A 20,336-nucleotide genomic window follows, 5' to 3' on the forward strand; every position below is an offset into this window, starting at 1 on the left:
TAGGTGGGTTCATTGTCCACGGCATTCCATTCCCGACGAGTTTGGATGAAGATGGTTTGGAATTCCTCAAGAAGATGGCGCCGATCCAGATCGAGCAGGAATATAAGATCACGTACCTGCATTCTTACGGACAGGACAGCCCGTGGTTCGCGGCGTTGACGAATAAACGACTGCTCGCTTCGCGCGACCCAACCGGATACACCTACGCCAACCCGCGCGGACATGACATGTATTCTGGCAATGAGACAAAGTGGATAGACATCACGAACGTCAAGGCGCATGTGCATGCCTTTACCGTCTGTTACTTTGGCTCGCAGGAGTTTTTGCCGGAATGTCCATTCGTGCTGGCGTTGATCGAGTTCGAGGGCGTGGACACGTTACTGCTCACGCGCCTGATGGGCGTTGACCCCGATGCCCCGTCGCTGGATTGGATCGGGATGGAGGTCAGTCCGCGGTTTTTGCGCAATTCCAAGTTGAAGCCGACGGATGTGTATTTTGTGCCTGTCGAATAATGTCATTGCGAGGCGGGCGATAGCCCGACGAAGCAATCTCCAATTAAGCGGTGAAAATTAATCGATGAGATTCATCCATTCGGTAGATTGCTTCGGGCTGCGCCCTCGCAATGACATAGCAAAAAGGACTCGGCAATCGGCTGAGTCTTTTTTTACCCCCACCCTTCCTCCCCCAAATACGACATTGAAGCGCTTTCTGGATTCATGCAAAATATAAATTGTCGTATTTGGGGGAGGTGCCGAAGGCGGAGGGGGTATTATTTCAATTTCTCCAACATCCTCTCCGCCTCCTCATACGCCACCTTGTAATAATACGGCGGACCGTCGCACGTCGCCAGCTTTAGCGCCTCTTCTGCAAATTTCCTCGCCATTTCCTTCCCTCCCCATTCACTATTCCCTATCCCCTTTTCTCCCCACACCAACGCCAATTTAGCCAGGAAATTATTCACATCCGCCCCCTGCAAGACATACCCGCTCCGCTCCGTGATCACCAGCGCCTCGGACGCTTTTTCCAGCGCGTCTTTGAAATCACCCTGGGCATAGCGTAACCGCGCCACATCGAGCAGGATGTTGGCTTCATTATCAACCAAATTGATTTGCCGACAGAGATCGAGTGCTTTAGACAGGTTTTCTTCTGCCAGAGTCAATTCGTCGGTGGTTGAGCCTGTCAAAACCCAATTGGCGCAATATGCCGCACCGAGCAGCCAGTAAGCGCGAATGTAATCACGGGGATGTGGGTATTTTGTTTTTGCTGTTTCATCTGCCAATTCAAGGGTGCGTTGGGCGGATTCGATTGACGACTTTACACTGTCCGCTGGTAACTGATTACTGCCAATTGATTCCCTTGCCATAAGCAGGAAACGCAGTGTGCTGTATGAATATAAAATGCTTTGTGCTTGAATATCGTTTTGTTCTTTGGACATTTCTAATGCTTGCTTTAATTCGTTTTCAAGTTCATTCCACATTCCACAATATGCAAGTACTTGCATGAGTAATATATGGTCATGGGCTTCTTTACTTGAATCGTTAATCTCACGGCACAAGTCAATGCTGCGGCGCAGGTTGCGCTCCGCGGCGCTCAGAGCGCCGATGATCAGTTGATCTATCGCCACATTCCCCAGCCCGATGGCTGCATTTTTCTTGTCACCAACTTTTTCAGCCAACACAACAGAATTTTGCATAATGGGCAGAGCATCGCGTGGTTGTCCGTTCAACGAGTAAGCATTGCCGAGAGCAGCAAGTGTCCATCCTTGGGCAATCTCTTTTTTCAGACGCGGCGGCTTATCCTCACCGTCAAGAAATAAAGCGCGTAAAAGTTCAATGCAAAGTTGATATGCGCCAAATTGATAATAAGTTTCTTGGTTCAAACGGTCACGGAATAAAACTCTTGCCTCATCCAAATTCCCCGCCCCAACCATGTGGTGATACAGTTCGATGACGGGCGCAAGGTCTTCCAGCGTTTTCACCTTTGTGTTGGGCATGGGCATAACGTCAGTCATCACGTCAATAAAGTGAAACGCAAGATCCTTGTGAGTTTTTTTGCGTTCCGAGTCAGTAAAACGATCGTAGGCATAATGCCGCACGATCGGGTGCATGTCGTAGCGCTGCGTCTCGCCCGCGTATTGCAGCAGTCCGCGCTGGCGCAGGTCGAGCAGGGACTTGTCCAGATCGGGGCTGGGGAATACCTTTTTCAGCACGGCGTATTCCATCGAACCGCGAAAGCAGGACATCTTGCTCAGCAAGTCCCTGCGCTCGGGGGCTAAACTGTCGTAGGCGCGTTCCAACACGTGATGTCGTCTGGCTTTCACATCCTCGAAGATTTCCAGATTCTTTACCGCCTCGATGTCGCCGCGCTTCTCATGGTCTGCGTTGATCAAACCGACCAGCAGGCTCAAACTCAACGGGTGATAGCCGTATGCGGCGCACAGCGTGAGGATCTCCGCGCGCGTGGCTTTTATCCCTTCGTTGTGGAAGTACATCACTGCGTCCTCGGGCGAGAAGGCGGCGAGCGGCGCCTCGCGGCAGGCTTGAAGCAGTTTGCCGTCGGCGCTCTCCAAAACACGCGGACACAGGCGCGTGGTCATCAAGACTTTGGACTTCAGCCCCGCGCCGCTCAGCCCGCGCAGGAAGGTTTCCGTCAGCGGGGACGAGCAATCGCGCTGGGATGGGTCAATGTCCGCATCCTCATCGTCGGATTGAAGCGCCGCATCCATCCGCCCGTATTGACGCAGCAGCCGCTCGAAGCCGTCCAACACGATCAGGATATTTGTCCCGCGCATCGCCTCCAGCAAGTCATTGACCTGCAACCGCGCCGACGCCTTGACCTCCACGCCAAGATGTGCCAGCGTCTCCGCGAGAAAACTCTCAAACCCCGATTCCTTTTCATAGAACGACCACCAGATTGCCGTCTGCCATTTGGCTTTATCCACGCGGTTGTTGAACCATTGCCACGTCAACGCCGATTTGCCAAATCCGCCAAGAGCGCGAAGCACGAGCAAATTCTCTTTATCGTTACCCAGCCATTCATCGAGCATTTGCATTTCTGCTTCGCGACCTGTGAAGTTCTCCAAGTCACCGTAGCGATGACCGAAAAACCAGCCGGGGCGAGTGACGAGTGACGAGGGACGAGTGGCGGACGACGAAACTTGTAGCTGTTCCACCAATCTCAAAAGTTGGTTGACTTTGTCTTCCGTTCGCAAGACCGAGCGACCGATGACGGTCAATGTCTGTTTTTCGATGGGCAGTAATGCGCTTCGCAAACAAGACATGAACGCGGCGACGGCATTGTTCACTTGCTCAGCCGAAAGTCTCTTCCAATTCAGCGCGATGGATTCCCGCAGGGCATTTTCAAGTTTGGTTTCGTCGGGGGATGACGGTAATTCTTCGATGGCAGAAAGAACAGCAGGCAAATCATGGATGGGCAGCATTACCATCCATTGTTCGACTTCATCGTCATTCACTTTTCCCCGAAACAGGTCGCGAGCACTATCCGCGGCTTTTTCGATTTCTGCAACTGTAGATTGGTCGCCAATCCACGCGTCGAGTTTGTCCCCGCCAATGTCCGCGAGTTCTTCGCCGATGGCGCCCAAAGCCTCTTCACCCACCAGTTTCTTAACTTGGTGTTTTAGGAGCGCCGTTCCAATTTTTACGAATGCGTTATCTGCCATACCTGCCTGCCCTTGTCGCTCGTCAACCCTTCGATAAACTCAGGGTATCGCCTGACACCTGATACCTGACACCTGATACCTATTTTACATCCACTTCGCCCGTCCCATGTTACGATTCCCGCATGGATTTTAGAAAATGCGCCCTGGTCTTATCGTTATTCGTCACTGCTTGCGCTTCGGCATCCGCTCAAACTCCCGCGCCGATCCCCACCGAGACTCCCAAACGGATCGTCCCGACTCCGAGATATGATGCGCCGACTCAGGCGCGGCTCACCCCCACGCCAAAAGTTGATTCCACGCCGCAAGCATCATCCACGCCGCGGGTTGAGTCCGCCACGCTCACAGCGACGCCGAATCTCAACGCGTGGATGAGTCTCCCAGTCAGGCCGGAGGCGGGGGAGAACGTCCGCGCGATCTATGAAAGGGGAATCGAACTTGGCAACGATCCCAATGCCTTTTCCATCTTCGGCGATTGTCAGGCGGAACCGCAGGAATTTTTGGGCGTCTACGATATCGATGCGGCTTTGGTGCAAAGCCTGCCGCCCGAATTGCGCGAAACGGTCGAACATTTTTCCGGCTCGTTCGAGCGCGAAAGTCCCACCGCGCAGGACGGCACCACGCCCGGCGCGTTGTTGTGGGATCAATGGCATCGCGGCGAGTATGGCTGCCAGTTCGGCGAAACGCCCGTGGATTGCGAGTTGAGGGTCCACCGCCCGTCGTTCGTTATCATTCAGATCGGTTCGCACTTCGAATCGCGCAACACGGAATATCTGCGCCGCATCATCGCGCAGTTGATCGAGAACGGCTCTGTCCCCATCCTCGCCACCAAAGCCGATAACCGCGAACTGGATCATCGCATCAACCGCGACATGGCGCTGCTTGCCGATGAATTCGATCTGCCTCTCTGGAATTTTTGGGCGTCGCTCTCCGACCTGCCAAACCGTGGGCTCTTCACTCACCCAGACCGACCCCTGCAAGGCGATATTTATCTGACCGATGAAGCGAAGGTCATTCACCGCGAGACCGGTCTCGAAGCCTTGAATATCGTCTGGCGCGCGGCGACGGGAAATTAAATCATAGGGGCGACGCCTGTGCCACGAAGCGGTATTTCGTCGCCCGTATGACTGGTAAACGAAAAGGACGCGGAGACCGCGTCCCTACATTCATCCTTTTAAAGGCGGCGCATCCTTGTCGTACACAAAGACCTGCACATCCATGCCGTCCTTGTTCAACATATCGATCGCGGGCTGGAAGGTCGCATCTTTGATCTTTTGCATATCCCCGGCAGGAGCCAGCACCGTCAAACGCGCCTCTTCATCCGACATCTTCGTGGCTTTTATGTCTGCGCTGGCGCATGCGGCTGTGATGAGATCGGTCATATTCCTGATGGCATCGTCAATGGACATGGTCGGCTCCTCTGATGCGCAAATTATACCAATCCATTAATTCGCATTCAACTTCACCACCGTCACGCCTTCGCCGCCTTCGGTATGCCCGCCTTCTTCAAAAGATTTTACATACGTGTGACCCTTCAATGCTTCGCGCACCGCCTGGCGTAGTTTGCCGGTTCCCTTTCCGTGAATGACCCGCACCCACGGCAAACCCGAGAGATACGCCTGCTCGAGATATCGTTCCATCTTATCCAATGCATCTTCAGACATCAACCCGCGCAAATCCACTTCCATGCCGGGGGAGGGTTTCACGTTTAAGGTTGAAGGTTGCACGTTGCCAGACTTTCTACTCTCAGGTTTTAACTTTTGACCTTCAACCTGCAACTTGCCAACTCGTATTAAATCCGACATCTTCGCCCTCACGCGGACTGTCCCGATCTGGACCTCCGCATCCGACTCGCCCAGGGCTGTCACCACGCCTTCGGCATTCAACGTGCCGACAGTGACCCGCTCTCCGAGCGACAATGGACGATGGACGATAGACGATGGTCCATCGTCCGTGGTCCATCGTCGTTCTACGGGCGCTTCGACCTTCTCTTCCATCTTCCCCAACTTCTCTTCGAGCGCTTTGATCGCGGTCAATGGCTGACCTGCTTTCTTCAACTGAGACTTCAACGAGTCGATGTTGCGTTTCAACACCGCCACTTCGAGTTCGCCTTCGGCTCGCGCTTTGGCAATGGTCTCGCGGCGTTCGTCTTCGATCTTCTCCAGCCGTTTTTGCAAGTCCGCGTTTTGCGATTCGAGTTTGGCGCGTTGTTTCTCTAACTTCTCGCGCTCGCGTGAGGTGCGGTTGCGTTCCTTGCGGATGTCATCAAGCAGTTTATCGGCGCGTAAATCCGACGGATTGATCTCCGCCTTTGCCGATTCGATGATGGTTTGCGGCAGTCCCAGTTTCTGGGCGATTGCCAGAGCGTTGGATCTGCCCGGGAGACCGATGGTCAACTTGAAGGTCGGGCGAAGCGTCTTGATGTCGAATTCCAAAGAAGCATTGACCACGCCTTCCGTCGAATGTGCGAAGGTTTTCAGCTCCGGGTAATGGGTGGCGACGAGGGTCATACAACCGACTTCGAGCAAATGACCCAATATCGCGCGCGCGATCGCCGCGCCTTCTTGCGGGTCGGTCCCCGAGCCGAGTTCATCAAAGATGACCAGCGAACGATCATCGATCTGTTTGAGAATACGGATGATGTTGGTAATGTGTCCGCTGAACGTGGAAAGCGACTGCTCGATGGATTGCTCATCGCCGATATCGGCATACACCGACTTGAAGAACGGAAGTTCCGAGCCGCTTTGTGCCGGGATGTGGAGCCCGCTTTGCGCCATCAACACCAGCAAGCCGACAGTTTTGAGCGAAACAGTTTTCCCACCCGTGTTCGGACCGGTGATGACGATTGCCCTTGTCCCATCGCGCGGATCGACATCAATGGGCACGACTGTTTCGGGGTCGAGGAGTGGGTGACGGGCTTGAATCAGACGAAAGACGAGAGAGGAAAGAGGCGCATTGTCATTCTTTCTTCTTTCTTCTTTCTTTTCTTTTAACAGAGGTTCGCTTGCTCTTATCGTATCCCCATACTTCGCTTTCGCAAACGCCAGGTCGAGCGCGGCGAGATTCTCCACGCCATATTTCAACTCGACCGCATGTTCCCCGACGATGGACGAAACCTCCGCGAGGATTCTGTGCTCTTCGTCGCGTTCCGCAAGCTGCAATTCGCGGATCTCGTTATTCGCTTCCACTATGGGCAAGGGCTCGACGAACAGAGTTGCGCCGCTGGAGGATTGGTCATGGATGACGGCTTTGATGCGTCCTTTGAACTCAGCGCGCAGTGGGATCACGTACCGTCCGTCACGCTGGGTGATGATGGACTCTTGCAGCATGGACGATGTATGCGAGTCGGTCACATATTTTTGCAGGCGGCTCATCAATCGGTCGTGGGCGATTCGTAGATTACGGCGGATGTCCGCCAGTTTGACCGAAGCCGAATCCAACACCTCGCCGCGTTCGGAGAGCACGCGCGAAATGGCATCCACGATGCCGTGAGTCTCGGGCAATCCCTGCGCGATCAAACACAGGCGCGGATATTCGCCCTCCTTCTTCTCGAAAGTCTTCTTCAACTCGCGGCAGGAGATCAGCGTCGATTTCACATCCAGCAGGGCTTGCGGGTCGAGGACACCGCTGCGGGCGGCAAGGTCGGCGGCTGGACGGATGTCGTGCGCCGCGCCGATGCTCACATCCTGTATGGAAAATAATTTACGCGCCTCGGTCGTCTCCGCAAGGCGGGATTGGGCAAGATCGTAGGAATCGGTTGGCTCGAGCGCGCGCGCCAATTCCATCGAAGCTGAAAAATCGCAGAACGACTTCAGCCGTTCGCGTATTTTGGGATATTCAAGGACTTGCAAACTTTTTTCATCCATCACGTGGAATTATACCCGCGCGGGCATAAATAAAAAGGCGGACATATAGTCCGCCTGATTGGTTTTGCATTAGGGAGAATAGATCTGGAACTCATACTCTCCTGTGCCGGGGCTTGTATCGCTTCCGACGATGATGGTGTATGTTCCATCTTCTTCAAAAGTTATTGTGTCCGGGTCGTCGCACGAAAGGCAGGTGTTGAAAAATTCATTTTCATCCGCATCTTCAAGCCGCCATTGGATCGAGTATCTCGTTTGGGGTGCGCTATGTATGGCAAACGCCACAGTTTGCCCGGCAGTTGCGGTAAATGTGTAAAGGTTTTGTGCGCCTGGTGAATCGATTGTGCCTGAAACGGTATCTCCGATTTCGATCTCGAAAGTTTGAGCTGCGGGGACATTCCAGATCACAATGGAATAAGCGCCAGTCCCATATTCAGTCCCACCTCCCACGGTGAGCGTGTATGTTCCTCCTCGGTCCATGGTGATAACACCTGGGTCACCACATTGCAGGCATGTCTCGAATAATATCGTCCCCGACTCGTCAATGAGACTCCAATTGATCGGACCACTTGTCAAGATCGCTTCGTTCATCTGGAAATATATGTCGTCTCCCGCTTCAGCATCGAATGTGTATACATCCCGTGCGCCGGGGCTTTCAATAAAGCCTGCTCCCACATCAGGCTGATCCCTTGTTATTTTCTCTCCAAATTCGATCCCAAATTCCTCGGGCGGTGGCACTTCCCAGATCTGGAGCCAATATTCACCAACCCCTGCATTTTCCGGGTTGTAACTTCCAACTGTGAGAGTATATGTTCCGCCAAGAATTAAAGCCACCATGCCGGGGTCACCGCATTCCAAACAACTTGAAATGATATTTTTTTCTTCACTGTCTGTCAGAAACAGACTGATATTGTTATTGGTTTCAGGTTTTTGAACAATCCTTAGAAAGATCATCTCACCGGGTTCTGCGGTGAAGGTGTAGATATCCTGTGAGCCGGGCGACTCGATATTCCCAGCGCCTTCATCTGGTTCACCGTTCGATATCTCGTCCCCGATTTCGATCTCAAATAAATCTGCAGAGTTATTCCTGCTAGGGGATGGGAGTGCTCCCAGATTGAACGCAAATATGGCAAGCCCGCCTATACCAACGATCAAACAGATCCCTGCCAGCAAATCGATCCATACCCCGCGTGCAGGTTTTTTGGGTGCATCCCTACTCTGCATTGCCGCGGTTGGTGGTGTGGATTTTTCTTTTTTGTTATAGTCTTCATACCGCAACGTCTTATCAGCATCAGTGGATATATTTTGAACAGTTTCACCCGCACTGAGAGCGCGCTTCCATGCGGTGATGAATTCAGTGGCGCTGCCAAAACGATCGTCAGGTGATTTGGCAAGCGCTTTGAGAATAACCTGTTCGATCTCCGGTGGTATATCTTTTTTGATCGTGGAGGGTGGAGGCAGGGGGGCATTTACATGTTTATAAATAACCGCCAATGGTGTATCTGCCATGAAAGGCACGCGTCCGGTCACCATTTCGTAGAGGATGATGCCGAGCGAATAGATATCCGAACGGCGATCAACAGGGTGACCTTGCGCCTGCTCCGGGCTGATGTAGGCGGGCGTACCCATGACCGTGTCTGTTTTCGTAAAGTGAGAGGTATCTTCCAGCAGTTTTGCAATGCCGAAATCGGTGAGAAAAAGATTGCCCTGCGAATCGATCAAGGCATTGGATGGTTTCAGGTCGCGGTGAATCACCCCACGACCGTGAGCATAGCTCAGGGCTTCTGCCAATTGTGTAAAGATACGGTCGATCTCATTCAACGAGAGAGGGTGGGATTCGATCTTCTCCTTGAGAGTCCCTGCTTCAAGATAACGCATAACGAGATAGGAGATGCCGTCGCTTTCCCCTGAGTCGAAAATGGGCAAAATATGTGGATGTTCAAGGTTGGCAATGATACGCGCCTCTTGTTGAAAGCGACCTGCAAATTCTTTATTATTTGCAAGATGATTTGGCAAGACTTTGATCGCTACATTACGATCCATGGATGCTTGATAGGCTTTATAGACGGTCGCCATTCCCCCTTCCCCGATCTGGCTTATGATACGATACGAGCCGAGCATTTGTCCGGGCAGCAGGTTTTCCATTTTGCCTCTCCATGAGTCGAAACGGTCTTGAATCAAATATGATATTACTAGTCCAGTTTTCTATTCTACGACCAATTGGCCTGGAATTCAACATAATGCTTATCTCGAATATTTCAGAAGGCTTTCAAAATTCATCCTAGAAACGAAGAGGTTTCCATGAGACTCAAAGACAAAGTTGCCATCATCACCGGAGCGACATCCGGCATTGGCAAGGCAACGGCATTACGGTTCGCCGAGGAAGGCGCGGACCTGGTGGTCACGGGGCGGCGAGTCAGACTGGGGAAAGCTGTCGAAGCGGAATGCAGGTCGAAGGGAGTCCGATGCGTTTTTGTAGAGGCGGATCACTCAAAGGTGGAAGACTGCCAGAGAGTCGTCGAAGCCGCGCTTAAGGAATTCAATCGCATCGATATTTTGTTCAACAATGCGGGCATCGTAACGAAGGGAACGGCAGAGACGACGAGCGAGGAAGTATGGAAGGAAACTTTCGACGTCAATGTGACAGCCGTTTGGCGCATGAGCAGATTGGCGCTGCCGCACATGAAAAAGCAGGGCGGCGGGGTGATCGTCAATAACGGTTCGGATTGGTCGGTGGTGGCGGGCAGGGATGCGTTCCCGTACATCATGAGCAAAGGCGCGGTGGGGATGATGACAAAGGCGATGGCGCTCGATTTTGCGCGGGATGGGATTCGCGTAAATGCGGTCTGCCCCGGCGATACGTTCGTGGACCGTTGGATGGAGAAAGGATATTTCGAAGGATCGGACCCTGTGACGCTGGAAGAGGCGATCAAAGAGTCGAGCGCTTATATCCCAATGGGACGGTTCGGAAAACCCGAAGAGATCGCAAGTGCGGTTCTGTTTCTAGCTTCGGATGAGTCTTCGTTCGTGACAGGCCATCTTCTGTTGGTGGATGGCGGCAATACGGCGCAGTGATAAAATCATTTTGCAGGTCAGGTTTTTAGCCTGACCTATTTTTGAATGTGGATGAATGGCGGGTTTTAGACTCGCCCTACGGAGATTCGATGCAAAGGAAAATCATCATAGCGCTTATCGCACTTGGTTTGCTGGCTGGTGCGATTTACATGACCACAAACACGCGCTTCTTTAAGGACTCGCCCAATATCATCATCGTACTCACCGACGACATGGACCTGATGTTGATGCCGTACATGCCGAAGACAAATCAACTCATCGGTGAACAAGGCGCGACATTGGATAATTTTTTCGTCACAACGCCGATTTGCTGCCCGTCGCGCGCGTCCATCCTGCGCGGGCAATATGCCCACAACACCGACATCCTGCAAAACTCGCCCGGCTTTGCGCGCTTCTATAAATTGGATGAGGAAAAAGATACATTGAACGTCTGGCTTCAGAAGGCGGGATATCGAACCGCCTTGTTCGGAAAATATCTCAATAATTACCCGGTCAACGCCGGGAGGAATTACGTCCCGCCCGGCTGGACGGATTGGGCGGCTTTCCTCGGCAACCGCTATGAAGGAAATTTTTTCTACAACTACATCATGAACGATAATGGAACGTTGGTGGAATACGGCGACTCGCCGGGCGATTACAGCACCGATGTGATTCTGGAAAAATCTCTCACGTTCATCGAACACAGCGTCGAAGCTGAATCTCCCTTTTTCCTTTTCGTTTCGGTGTACGCGCCTCATGGACCGGCGATTCCTGCTCCGCGCCATCGGGATTTATTCCCCGACCTGACCTATCCTAAGAAACCCTCATTCGATGAAGAAGACCTGAGCGACAAGCCGCAGTTGATTCAAACCCTGGCGGATTCCGGCGACGAGTTCGATGGGGACGACGCGAACGGTTATTTTCGGGCGCGTGCCCGCTCCCTGCAGGCGGTGGACGAATTGGTGGAAACGCTGGTGACAACTCTCGAACAAAACGGGGAGTTGGAAAATACCTACATCATCTTCACGTCCGACAACGGCTTTCGCCTCGGCGAACATGGGCTTTCCTCAGGCAAAGGTACGGCGTATGAAGAAGATATCCGGGTACCGTTCATGATTCGAGGTCCGGGCATCGAACCGGGGATTCTTGTCTCGCGCATGACCGCCAACATCGACATCGCTTACACCGTCGCGGACATCGCCGGAGTCGAACCTCCATTCTTCATGGACGGACGTTCTTTTTTGCCGCTCTTATCTGGCAAAGAAGTACCATGGCGGGATGGTTTATTGCTGGAGTTCGGTTATATTGTCGAGGAAGAATCTCCCGACGCGTTGGGCGATTTGGAAACCGATAACGCTCTCGTCGGCGTAAAGGGCGGAGCTTTCCGCGGGATACGCGGCGAAGATTACGTCTATGTGGAATATGCCAACGGCGAGATCGAGTTCTATGATTTGAGCGCAGACCCGTATCAGTTGGAGAATCTTTTCGGGCGTTTGAGCGCGGAGACCCTGGAAGCGCTCCATGCCAAGCTGGAAGCGTTGAAATATTGCGAAGATAAATCCTGCCGCGAGTTGGATATGGATTTGAAGATCGAATTTTATAAATAGGGAGAACGTATGATCGTCGTTTCAGATATGATGGGAACCCTCACCACCGGTTCGCCTTATCTCGGAGTGGTGGACTGGGTCAAGCACAATCAAAGCAGTCTGCGCGCGAATTGGTATAAATTATCGGTGACGCCTTCGTACCTGCTTGCCAAACGCGGAATCATCGACTGGCAGGAATGGGGACAGAGGTTGATGATCGACAGCCTTGGTTACATCCGGAACGCCACGCCGGAAGTGATTGCTCAGGTCGCGGAGTGGCTGGTCGAGAAGGACTTGTGGATGAAACGCCGCGAAGATGTGATCGCTCGCCTTGTCGCGCATCGGGAAGCGGGCGCGAAGGTGTACATCGCCTCCAGCGTGGTGGAACCGTTCATCGAACCCTTTGCCCGCCGCATCGGCGCGGAGGTGATCGGAACACCGGTTGAAATTGTGAACGGAAAGTTACAATTGGTCGACGGGTTGGCGGCGAACGAGAAAAAGATCGAACAGGTATTGAGCCGCCTCGGCGTGGATAAGGTGGATGTCGCTTACGGCGATACGATCCTCGATGTGCCCATGCTGGAAAAGGCTGACCATCCTGTGGCGGTTTACCCTGATGCGAAACTTAAGGCGATTGCAACAGAACGCGGCTGGGAAATCCTTGGAGATACGCCCTGGTATGAATAAAGACTGTGTCATTGCGGGGAGGCAGAGCCCGACGAAGCAATCTAATGAGTTAGCGTTGGAGATTGCTTCGAGCTGACACCCTCGCAATGACAAATCGAGAGGAAAACCGAAATGGAACGGACGACCATTCGCAGGTCCAGAAAGAGGCGGGCGGAGAATAAGATCTATTTATGCGCGCCGGTTAATTCACTGGTCGAAGGCATTTACGAGCAGAACATCCCATTCCATGAAATCAGGAAACACGGCGATATGGGTCTGGGCACGTTCAACGACCTGGACGGCGAGATGATGATGGTGGATGGCGAGGTCTACCGCGTCGGGTCGGACGGAAAGGTCAACCTGATCACCGACGACGATACATGCACACCTTTCGCATGTGTGACGTTCTTCCAGCCTGCCAGTGAAGAGACGCTCGAAGAGGAAATGGCGTACGAACAATTCCTGCAATGGATGATGGAGTTGATGCCTTCGCCGAATATCTTTTACGCGTTTCGTATCACAGGCGATTTCGCCTATGTGCGCACGCGCTCGGTGCCGAAACAGGAGAATTACCGTCCGCTGGTGGAGGTGGCGAAGGAACAGCCGACCTTCGAGTTCCATGATGTCAGCGGCAGGATGGTCGGATTTTATACGCCTTCGTTCGTTGCTTCGCTGAGCGTGCCGGGTGTGCATTTGCATTTCCTTACTGAAGATAGGGCAAGCGGCGGTCATTTGCTCGAATGCAAACCGCGCAGAGTCAAAGTGGAACTGCAATATCTTTACACGGTGGAGCTGTCCCTGCCTGTGAACCTCGATTACCTGACATGGGATTTCCAGCGTGACATCGGCAGGGACCTGGACAAGGCAGAGAAATAGGAGACCATCATGCGAAAACCAAACTGGATTGTGATCGGAATTTTGTTCGGCGTTAGTTTGTTCATCAGCTTTATCTTTTTCATGGCCGCGGTCGGCGCGTTCTTGCCCTCCATCAATCAGATTTCACGTCCCCTGCTGTGCGATGGCGAATACAACATTGAGACGACGCGATATTCGCCCCGTCCCGGTGAGACGGTCTGGTCGAACAATATCTATTGCGACGATAAGGACATCACATTTCCGTCTGTGATGCTTACCGGGTTGATCATCACGCTCGTCATCTTTGTGATCCTGGCATTCCGAAGCCGGGATCATCTTTTGCATTCCAAAGACTTCGGCGCGTTGGTAAAGGATATGCAACGGACGAAAAAATCCGGCGGGAAGACCGCCCTCGAGCGGATGGCTGAACTCAGGGAATTGCGGGATGACAACCTCATATCGCAAGTGGAATACGAACGTAAAAAAGACGAGATCATGAAGGAGTTATGATGCATAAATTCGATGAATTCATTCATAAGGAACTTGCGCCTCACCTCGACGCCGGAGAGGGGATCGAGCTGACAGGCTTTCTCTTCACCAAATCCTTGAGAGGCGTTGTCCTTTCCGGCGGTTTGAGCTTGATCGGTGACGGATATTTTTTCGCCGCCCTGACCCCAAAACGGATGTTCATCATGGCAACTGAAATGGGATTCGCCTCGCTGAAAATGGAAAACAAAGGGTTGAGCGATATTCCCTATACGGAGATTAAATCCATTAAACCGAGTGGGTTCATCAACCAAAAGATGATCGCCATCGAACTCAAAGACGGCAGGTCCTTCGTCTTCCGTTTGAACACGCTGGCGACGCATTATGCCTCGGGACAGAAGCAGTTCATCGAAACATTGCTCCGCTTTCACCAATCCGCGGGCGGAATTGGGACCTCATCATGAACGACAGGATCGCACTTCCCAAATTTCACTGGACAACCTGGCTTCTGATCGTTTTTTTGTTCGTCTACATCGTGTTCGGCATCAGCGCCGAAATCCATTTCTTCGACAGCCACCCCCTGCCCGAGAGCCTCCTTGGAGATTACAAGATCTACAAGACGGCCCTGAAGGAAGCGCTGGCAGGCGAAAGCCCCTACCAGCGCGGATTTCGCTATCCGCCCCCGGCGCTGCTTATCATAAATTTTTTCTATGCCGTCCCCGAACCGTATCTGCAGATCTCCTTCTACACCGCTGTCAATATATTTCTTCTGTTGCTCACCGCATACGGAGTGGCGTGGTATTACAAGATCGACATCCGCTCGATGTGGTATTGGTTTCCACTCGTCTTGTTCTTTGGTCCCACTCTCGAACAGATGCACATGGGGCAGATCAATGTCATCACCATGTTCGGCATCTTTCTGATGTTCTTTGCGGCGTCGTCCTATCCGATCCTTGCCGGGTTGGGACTCAGCGTGGCGGTCATCACAAAAGTCACACCTGCGGTTTTTTTCCTTTACCTGCTCGTCGATAAGAAGTACCGTGCCATCGGGTACACAATACTTTTTCTAATCATTTTCTCGGTGTTTTCCTGGCTGCGATACGGGTTCGAGCCGTTCCCCGCCTATCTGGGCACGTTTGCCGATATCCTCGATAATTTTCCCACCAGCGCGAACGCCCAATCCCTCGTATCCAAATTGGTGCGGAACGACCTCCTACCAGACTATCTTGAGATCGACCCCGCGCCTGTTCAGCGTGGCTTGAGTATCTATTTTGGGGGCGTCTTCCTGTTGAGTGCGTGCGCGGCGTGGTTCGCAAAAAAGAAAGAGCCCTTGTTCATCATCCTTTGCATCGGGAGCATGCTCGCTCCGAACCTGATCTGGTATCACCATTACGTTTTCTATCTCCTGCCCCTGTTCGTATGGATGGCATGGAGCGGAATGAACAAATATGTGGTCGCCTGGTCGCTGTTCGGCTTGTTCATCGCCCAGGTGGATCGCTGGGCATTAACCACTGGTCTGTTGATCCATCTCTTCGGACACTTGTCCATTATTTATCTGCTCGTCCAACAATGGACCGGATACTTTCGCGAAAGACCCCCGGCTCAAGCTAAACCTGCGGCTTGAATCCTGATCACGTGAGCGAATTCAACGCCCGGATGAAAATCTCAGCCATCTTCTGGATATTGATCTCTTCCGAAACGATCCGGAACGATTCCTTCCCCATCTCCCGCAAACGCGCTGTGTCCGACAGCGCGTTTTTCATTGTCGAAACCAGCGCGCTGTAATTCTCCGGTTCGATCTGCCAGCCGTTCTTTTCTCGAACCAGATCATCTTGCGTTCCATCCCCTTTTGCGACAATGACCGGCAAACCATAACTCATCGCCTCTTGGACGGCGAGCCCGCCCGTGCCGGGTAGAACAAAAAGGTCAGCCTGCTCGAAATATGGTTTCAATTCCACGCCGTGTTTCGCGCCGATGAACTCCGCGGATGGATAGACTTCGCTTGCCAGGGTTTGCAGCGAGTCTCGTTCGGGTCCGTCCCCGACGATGAGCAAACGCGGTTGCGATTCCATTTCCGCACAGGCGCGTAATAACGAATCAACGCGTTTTCTGGCTTGTAGTCTGCCGACAAATAATAGGGTTGGTCGAAGGCGTTGCCCTGTCTGGCGAAACAGTGTCGAAGGATTAAAGATCGATGGTCGGCTTGGTATGGGAGATGTAGGAGCAGGTGACACTGAATTGTGCGCCACAAATATCTTCTCACGCGGAAAGCCAAGCGCCGCATACTCGTCCGCGCCGCGCTGACTGTACGCGATCATCCCGTCGAATTGACGGACGAAGCGTTTCCAAAGTTCACTACGTTTTGGCGCTCCCAAGCCCCAGCCGAGGACTTTTCGTCCGCGTTTGTGCATCCAGCTTACGGCGGAGGGGGAGGCGAGATAGCGCGGATTGGCTTCCATGATCAACGCATCGGGATTCCAATCTTCGAGCCAGCGAATGAATCCGCGCTGAAAGCAAAGATACAGCGAACCGCCGAACAGGTGAAGATTATCCGCCGTCACGCGTTTTGCGGTTTGCGTTTCCCCATCGATGATCATCTCTGCGCGACGGGCTCTTCCGGCAAACAGACTCAACCCGCTTTTGCAATGACTTGCGAGCAGGTCAAAGAACGGGACTCGATAAGACGGCAGGACGCGCTGTTGCAAACCCAGTTTGCCGGGGAACCCGTTCATTGCGCCTTACCCCGTATGCGGCGCGGAATAAGCCGGAGACTTATGCACATGCACTACCTTCCACTTTCCATCCAATTTCATCATCACACGGCTTTCGTTGTGAGCGGCGACCTGAACTCCTGAACCGGTTGCCGTGCTGATGAGCAATGTGTAACTTGCAATTGCCGTATCGCCGTATCGTTGGATCAATAAATTCGAGAGATCAAACCGGGTCTTTCCAATCTGTTCCGCGCCGAAGACGGCGCCGCGCTCGGCGTTCGAGTTCATCATGAATTCATGGAAGGGAAGCCCGTCCAATCTGTGCGGCGTGACCCACCATTCGTAAAGCGTCAGGTCTTCGGATGTCGTTTCGTGATACGACGCAATGTCGTTGGTCATGATGCCGTTCAAATGTTTCAACAAAAACTCGTGGATTTCTTTGTCCATTCGATTCTCCAATCTCCGGCTATCCGCCACCCAGCAACACGCTGAGATAAGCCTCCACCATCTTATCAAGCCCGAATTTTTCCTCCGCGCGCCTCCGCGCTGCCGCCCGGAAGGTATCCTGATTCTCCAGCACCGACTCCGCCGAAGCCGCCAGCGAGTTTACATCCGGCAGTTCCAATTTCCAGGGATTCGCCCCATAAGGGACGATGACGCCTGCTTCCTCGCCGACCAATTCCTTGAGCGAACCCGTGTCGAAACCGATGACGGGTAATCCGCATGCCAGCGCTTCGATGACCGAGTTGGGGCAGGGCGGGTTGACCTCGGCACAGAACATCAAATGGGATGAACGTGCCAGCCTGGGAATCTCCGCGTGCGGGATCGTGCCGAGGAATTCAACTTCGAGATCCTTTTTCGATGCGGTCATGGAAAGTATTTTTTTCCCAGCTGCCTCGTCGACGTTCCCTGCCACGACGACTTTCATTGGGTATTTCTCAGCCAGTTTCTCCGCGACTGATACCGCATGGAAGAGTCCGGAGTTCAATCCATCCGTGAGATTCGCTTCGAGGAGCAGCATTTGGAAAGTATTATTCGAGCGTGCATGGTCCCCATTATGCGTGTAGGCATTTAGGTCGATTCCATTGTGGATCACGTTTGCAGGCGATTTCGCGACTTCATACCAATCCTCCCACCATTTGCGAATGAAGTGACTCTGATAGATCACCCGATCTGTGAAGCGGTTCCGAATCAAGGCAAGCACCATATTCCCATACACTGCGCGGACGGTATATCTCACCCCGGACCATTTCACGCGATGCACCCAGTTGACCCCATCCAATCTCTGGACGACGCGAATGCCCCGTTTGCGAATCCGGCTCAAATCACGGATGAAGCGCGTGCCCGCAATGACAAGCACGGCGTCGAACTTGTCATCCAAATCGTAGGTCACTTCGATGCTGCGGGTTTTCAATCCCTGTTCGAATTTCAAACGGAACGATGTCATGCCGCCCGTTTGTTCGACGAATGGCGTGATGCAAATGCGGGTCATATGTGAAATTATATCGTAGCGGCGCGGCTGTCGATTTATGGTATCCTTTGCCCATATCATTCGGGAGAATTCGTTCATGTATATCGCCATCGAAGGTGTGATCGGCGTGGGAAAGACCACCCTCGCCCGACTCTTGCAGCCGGCGTTCGAAGCTGAAGTATTGTTGGAAGTGTTCGAAGAGAATCCCTTTCTCTCCGATTTCTACGCGGATCGCGCGCGATATGCTTTTCAGACCCAGATCTTCTTTTTGCTCAGCCGTTACCGTCAGCAGAACAACAACGTGCCGGATCTCCTCGCCGCCGGGAAAAGCTTGATCTCCGATTACACCTTCTCAAAGGATGCGCTGTTCGCGGGAATCAACTTGAAGGGCGATGAGCTCGAGATGTATCACAAGGTGCATGAAGCCCTCGGCGAAAAGATCCCAAAGCCGGACCTGATCGTTTATTTGCAGGCGACGACCGACACGCTCATGGGGCGCATCGCCTTCCGAGACCGGCCGTATGAACGACAGATGGAACGCGCCTACATAGACGAATTGAACCTGGCATACGAAAATTTCTTCTCGAAGACGTTGGACCGCGCGCCTGTATTGAAGATCGATACGAATGATCTGAATATTGTCCAGAATGTGGAGCACATCAAATTGATCGAAAACCGCATTCGCGAAACTTTGGGGCTGACTCCGTACCAGCCCGCCCTGCCGATGCCATAACGATGCGAGTCACGCGAGAATCCCTTTTACGCATCGCCAGGGAAACCGTCCAGGAACGGGCATATAACGATTCCGATATTGTTGCAGCATATCTCACAGGTTCCCTTCGCGCCGAACCGATGTTGGGCGGCACGGCGGATATCGACATCGTTTTCGTCCACGCGACGACACCAATAAAGACGCGCGAGTTCGCCAAACTTACCCCCGATTTTCACATCGACATCAGCCGCCGCGCAAAAGACGAGTTCAAAAATCCTCGCGAACTGCGCGGCGACCCGTGGCTGGGTTATGAAATGTACGATCCCGTCCTGCTGTATGAACGCGAAAAATTCTTCGACTTCGTGCAGGCCAGCCTGCGCGCTGGATTCGAATTCGAACAACCGCCGCTCACATTGCAGCGCTGCCGAACGCTTCTCTCGCATGGGCGCGGAAACTGGATGGACATTTCTGAATTCGACGGTGAGCCGGGACCGAATGAGATTCGAAAATACATGAAAGCATTATTCCATGCCGTCAATGCGATTTCCGAACTCAACGGTCCCCCCATTTGGGAGCGGCGTCTTCTGCTCGATTTCCCCGCCCGCGCCGAAGCCGCGCAAAAGCCCGGCATGGTCGCCGCTGTTTACGGCCTGCTTGGCGCCGCCCATGTGGATGCGGAGAAGATCAAGAGCTGGCTTTCGGATTGGAAAGCCGCATTTCGCATTGCATCCGAAACCCCCGGCGTGGACGCGCGGATTCATCCCGCCCGATTGAATTATTACGAAAAGGCCATCAAAGCCCTGCTGGATGGAGATACGCCTCTTTCCGCCCTCTGGCCCCTCCTTCATACCTGGACCTTATCCACGCAGTTGCTCGGCGGCGACCACCTCAAATTCTGGCGGGATGCCTGCAATGCGCTCGGATTGATCGAGGCTTTCCCAGACCGTGTCGCCGGGCTCGACCAGTTCCTCGACGAGTTGGAGATCACCTTCGACGAACTCGCTGCCGGTCATGGATTGGATGCCGAACCATCGACAGGACTTTGAATCTGTGTATAATCAGCGCCGATGTTAATAAGAATCGAAACATTTCACCCTTTGGACGTATTTCGACTGAACGCATTTATGTTTGTTTCTCGAAAAGCCTGACAAGTAATTGTCAGGCTTTTTCTTAATGTGCCTTTCGTCATGTCACCCTGAGCGAAGGGTCCCTGAGATAATCGTAGTGATGCTTCGCCGCTCCGCGGCTCAGCATGA

The 20,336-nt window shown here is 53.0% G+C and carries 18 protein-coding genes; 11 read left to right on the forward strand and 7 right to left on the reverse strand.

Annotated features, from left to right (window positions below):
- The first annotated feature begins 74 nt into the window (after positions 1-74).
- Positions 75-512 (forward strand): OB-fold domain-containing protein, encoded by a 438-nt coding sequence (locus tag HS100_10380; protein MBE7434313.1) that lies wholly within the window; start codon positions 75-77, stop codon positions 510-512.
- A gap of 257 nt (positions 513-769) precedes the next feature.
- On the opposite strand, the gene HS100_10385 is transcribed toward HS100_10380, so the two are convergent.
- Positions 770-3,679, reverse strand: coding sequence for a tetratricopeptide repeat protein (locus HS100_10385; protein MBE7434314.1), 2,910 nt, complete (start codon positions 3,677-3,679; stop codon positions 770-772).
- Positions 3,680-3,801: 122 nt separating this feature from the next.
- Between HS100_10385 and HS100_10390 the strand changes: the two genes are divergently transcribed.
- Positions 3,802-4,752 (forward strand): hypothetical protein, encoded by a 951-nt coding sequence (locus HS100_10390; protein ID MBE7434315.1) that lies wholly within the window; start codon positions 3,802-3,804, stop codon positions 4,750-4,752.
- Between the two features lie 90 nt (positions 4,753-4,842).
- On the opposite strand, the gene HS100_10395 is transcribed toward HS100_10390, so the two are convergent.
- From HS100_10395 to HS100_10405, 3 genes are all read right to left on the reverse strand, one after another.
- A complete protein-coding gene (locus HS100_10395) occupies positions 4,843-5,085 on the reverse strand; it encodes a hypothetical protein (GenBank protein MBE7434316.1) in 243 nt (80 codons plus the stop codon).
- Between the two features lie 36 nt (positions 5,086-5,121).
- Positions 5,122-7,542, reverse strand: coding sequence for an endonuclease MutS2 (locus HS100_10400; GenBank protein MBE7434317.1), 2,421 nt, complete (start codon positions 7,540-7,542; stop codon positions 5,122-5,124).
- A 69-nt stretch (positions 7,543-7,611) separates the two neighbouring features.
- Positions 7,612-9,684, reverse strand: a complete 2,073-nt coding sequence (locus HS100_10405) for a serine/threonine protein kinase (protein MBE7434318.1) — start codon at positions 9,682-9,684, stop codon at positions 7,612-7,614.
- A gap of 156 nt (positions 9,685-9,840) precedes the next feature.
- On the opposite strand from HS100_10405, the gene HS100_10410 reads away from it, so the two are divergent.
- The 7 genes from HS100_10410 to HS100_10440 all read left to right on the forward strand — a co-directional run bounded on the left by HS100_10410 (position 9,841) and on the right by HS100_10440 (position 15,810).
- Positions 9,841-10,614, forward strand: a complete 774-nt coding sequence (locus HS100_10410; protein ID MBE7434319.1) for a glucose 1-dehydrogenase — start codon at positions 9,841-9,843, stop codon at positions 10,612-10,614.
- Positions 10,615-10,703: 89 nt separating this feature from the next.
- The gene (locus tag HS100_10415; GenBank protein ID MBE7434320.1) at positions 10,704-12,200 is read left to right on the forward strand and encodes a sulfatase; all 1,497 of its coding nucleotides are present in this window, start codon (positions 10,704-10,706) and stop codon (positions 12,198-12,200) included.
- Between the two features lie 9 nt (positions 12,201-12,209).
- A complete protein-coding gene (locus HS100_10420; GenBank protein ID MBE7434321.1) occupies positions 12,210-12,866 on the forward strand; it encodes a haloacid dehalogenase-like hydrolase in 657 nt (218 codons plus the stop codon).
- A 111-nt stretch (positions 12,867-12,977) separates the two neighbouring features.
- On the forward strand, positions 12,978-13,721 hold the full coding sequence (gene budA / locus HS100_10425; GenBank protein ID MBE7434322.1) for an acetolactate decarboxylase: 744 nt from the start codon (positions 12,978-12,980) through the stop codon (positions 13,719-13,721).
- A gap of 9 nt (positions 13,722-13,730) precedes the next feature.
- Positions 13,731-14,210 carry an SHOCT domain-containing protein gene (locus HS100_10430; GenBank protein MBE7434323.1) on the forward strand — a complete coding sequence of 160 codons (480 nt, stop codon included), beginning with the start codon at positions 13,731-13,733 and terminating at the stop codon, positions 14,208-14,210.
- Complete coding sequence (locus tag HS100_10435) at positions 14,207-14,650, forward strand: hypothetical protein (GenBank protein ID MBE7434324.1); 444 nt, start codon at positions 14,207-14,209, stop codon at positions 14,648-14,650. The genes HS100_10430 and HS100_10435 overlap by 4 nt, the downstream gene beginning before the upstream one ends.
- Entirely contained in the window at positions 14,647-15,810 is a 1,164-nt protein-coding gene (locus HS100_10440; protein MBE7434325.1) for a DUF2029 domain-containing protein, read from the forward strand. The genes HS100_10435 and HS100_10440 overlap by 4 nt, the downstream gene beginning before the upstream one ends.
- 7 nt (positions 15,811-15,817) lie before the next feature.
- On the opposite strand, the gene HS100_10445 is transcribed toward HS100_10440, so the two are convergent.
- Genes HS100_10445 through HS100_10455 form a run of 3 tightly spaced genes read right to left on the reverse strand, consistent with a single transcriptional unit; the run spans position 15,818 to position 18,389 of the window.
- Positions 15,818-16,918, reverse strand: coding sequence for a glycosyltransferase family 4 protein (locus HS100_10445; GenBank protein ID MBE7434326.1), 1,101 nt, complete (start codon positions 16,916-16,918; stop codon positions 15,818-15,820).
- A gap of 6 nt (positions 16,919-16,924) precedes the next feature.
- Complete coding sequence (locus HS100_10450; protein ID MBE7434327.1) at positions 16,925-17,344, reverse strand: nuclear transport factor 2 family protein; 420 nt, start codon at positions 17,342-17,344, stop codon at positions 16,925-16,927.
- Between the two features lie 19 nt (positions 17,345-17,363).
- Positions 17,364-18,389, reverse strand: coding sequence for a glycosyltransferase family 4 protein (locus HS100_10455; GenBank protein ID MBE7434328.1), 1,026 nt, complete (start codon positions 18,387-18,389; stop codon positions 17,364-17,366).
- Positions 18,390-18,465: 76 nt separating this feature from the next.
- Here HS100_10455 and HS100_10460 point away from each other — a divergent pair, with 76 nt between their 5' ends.
- Entirely contained in the window at positions 18,466-19,101 is a 636-nt protein-coding gene (locus HS100_10460; protein MBE7434329.1) for a deoxynucleoside kinase, read from the forward strand.
- Positions 19,102-19,103: 2 nt separating this feature from the next.
- Complete coding sequence (locus tag HS100_10465) at positions 19,104-20,126, forward strand: hypothetical protein (protein MBE7434330.1); 1,023 nt, start codon at positions 19,104-19,106, stop codon at positions 20,124-20,126.
- The last annotated feature ends 210 nt before the right edge of the window (positions 20,127-20,336 follow it).

It is taken from the genome of Anaerolineales bacterium (genome assembly GCA_015075725.1).
Classification (GTDB): Bacteria; Chloroflexota; Anaerolineae; order Anaerolineales; family Villigracilaceae; genus Villigracilis.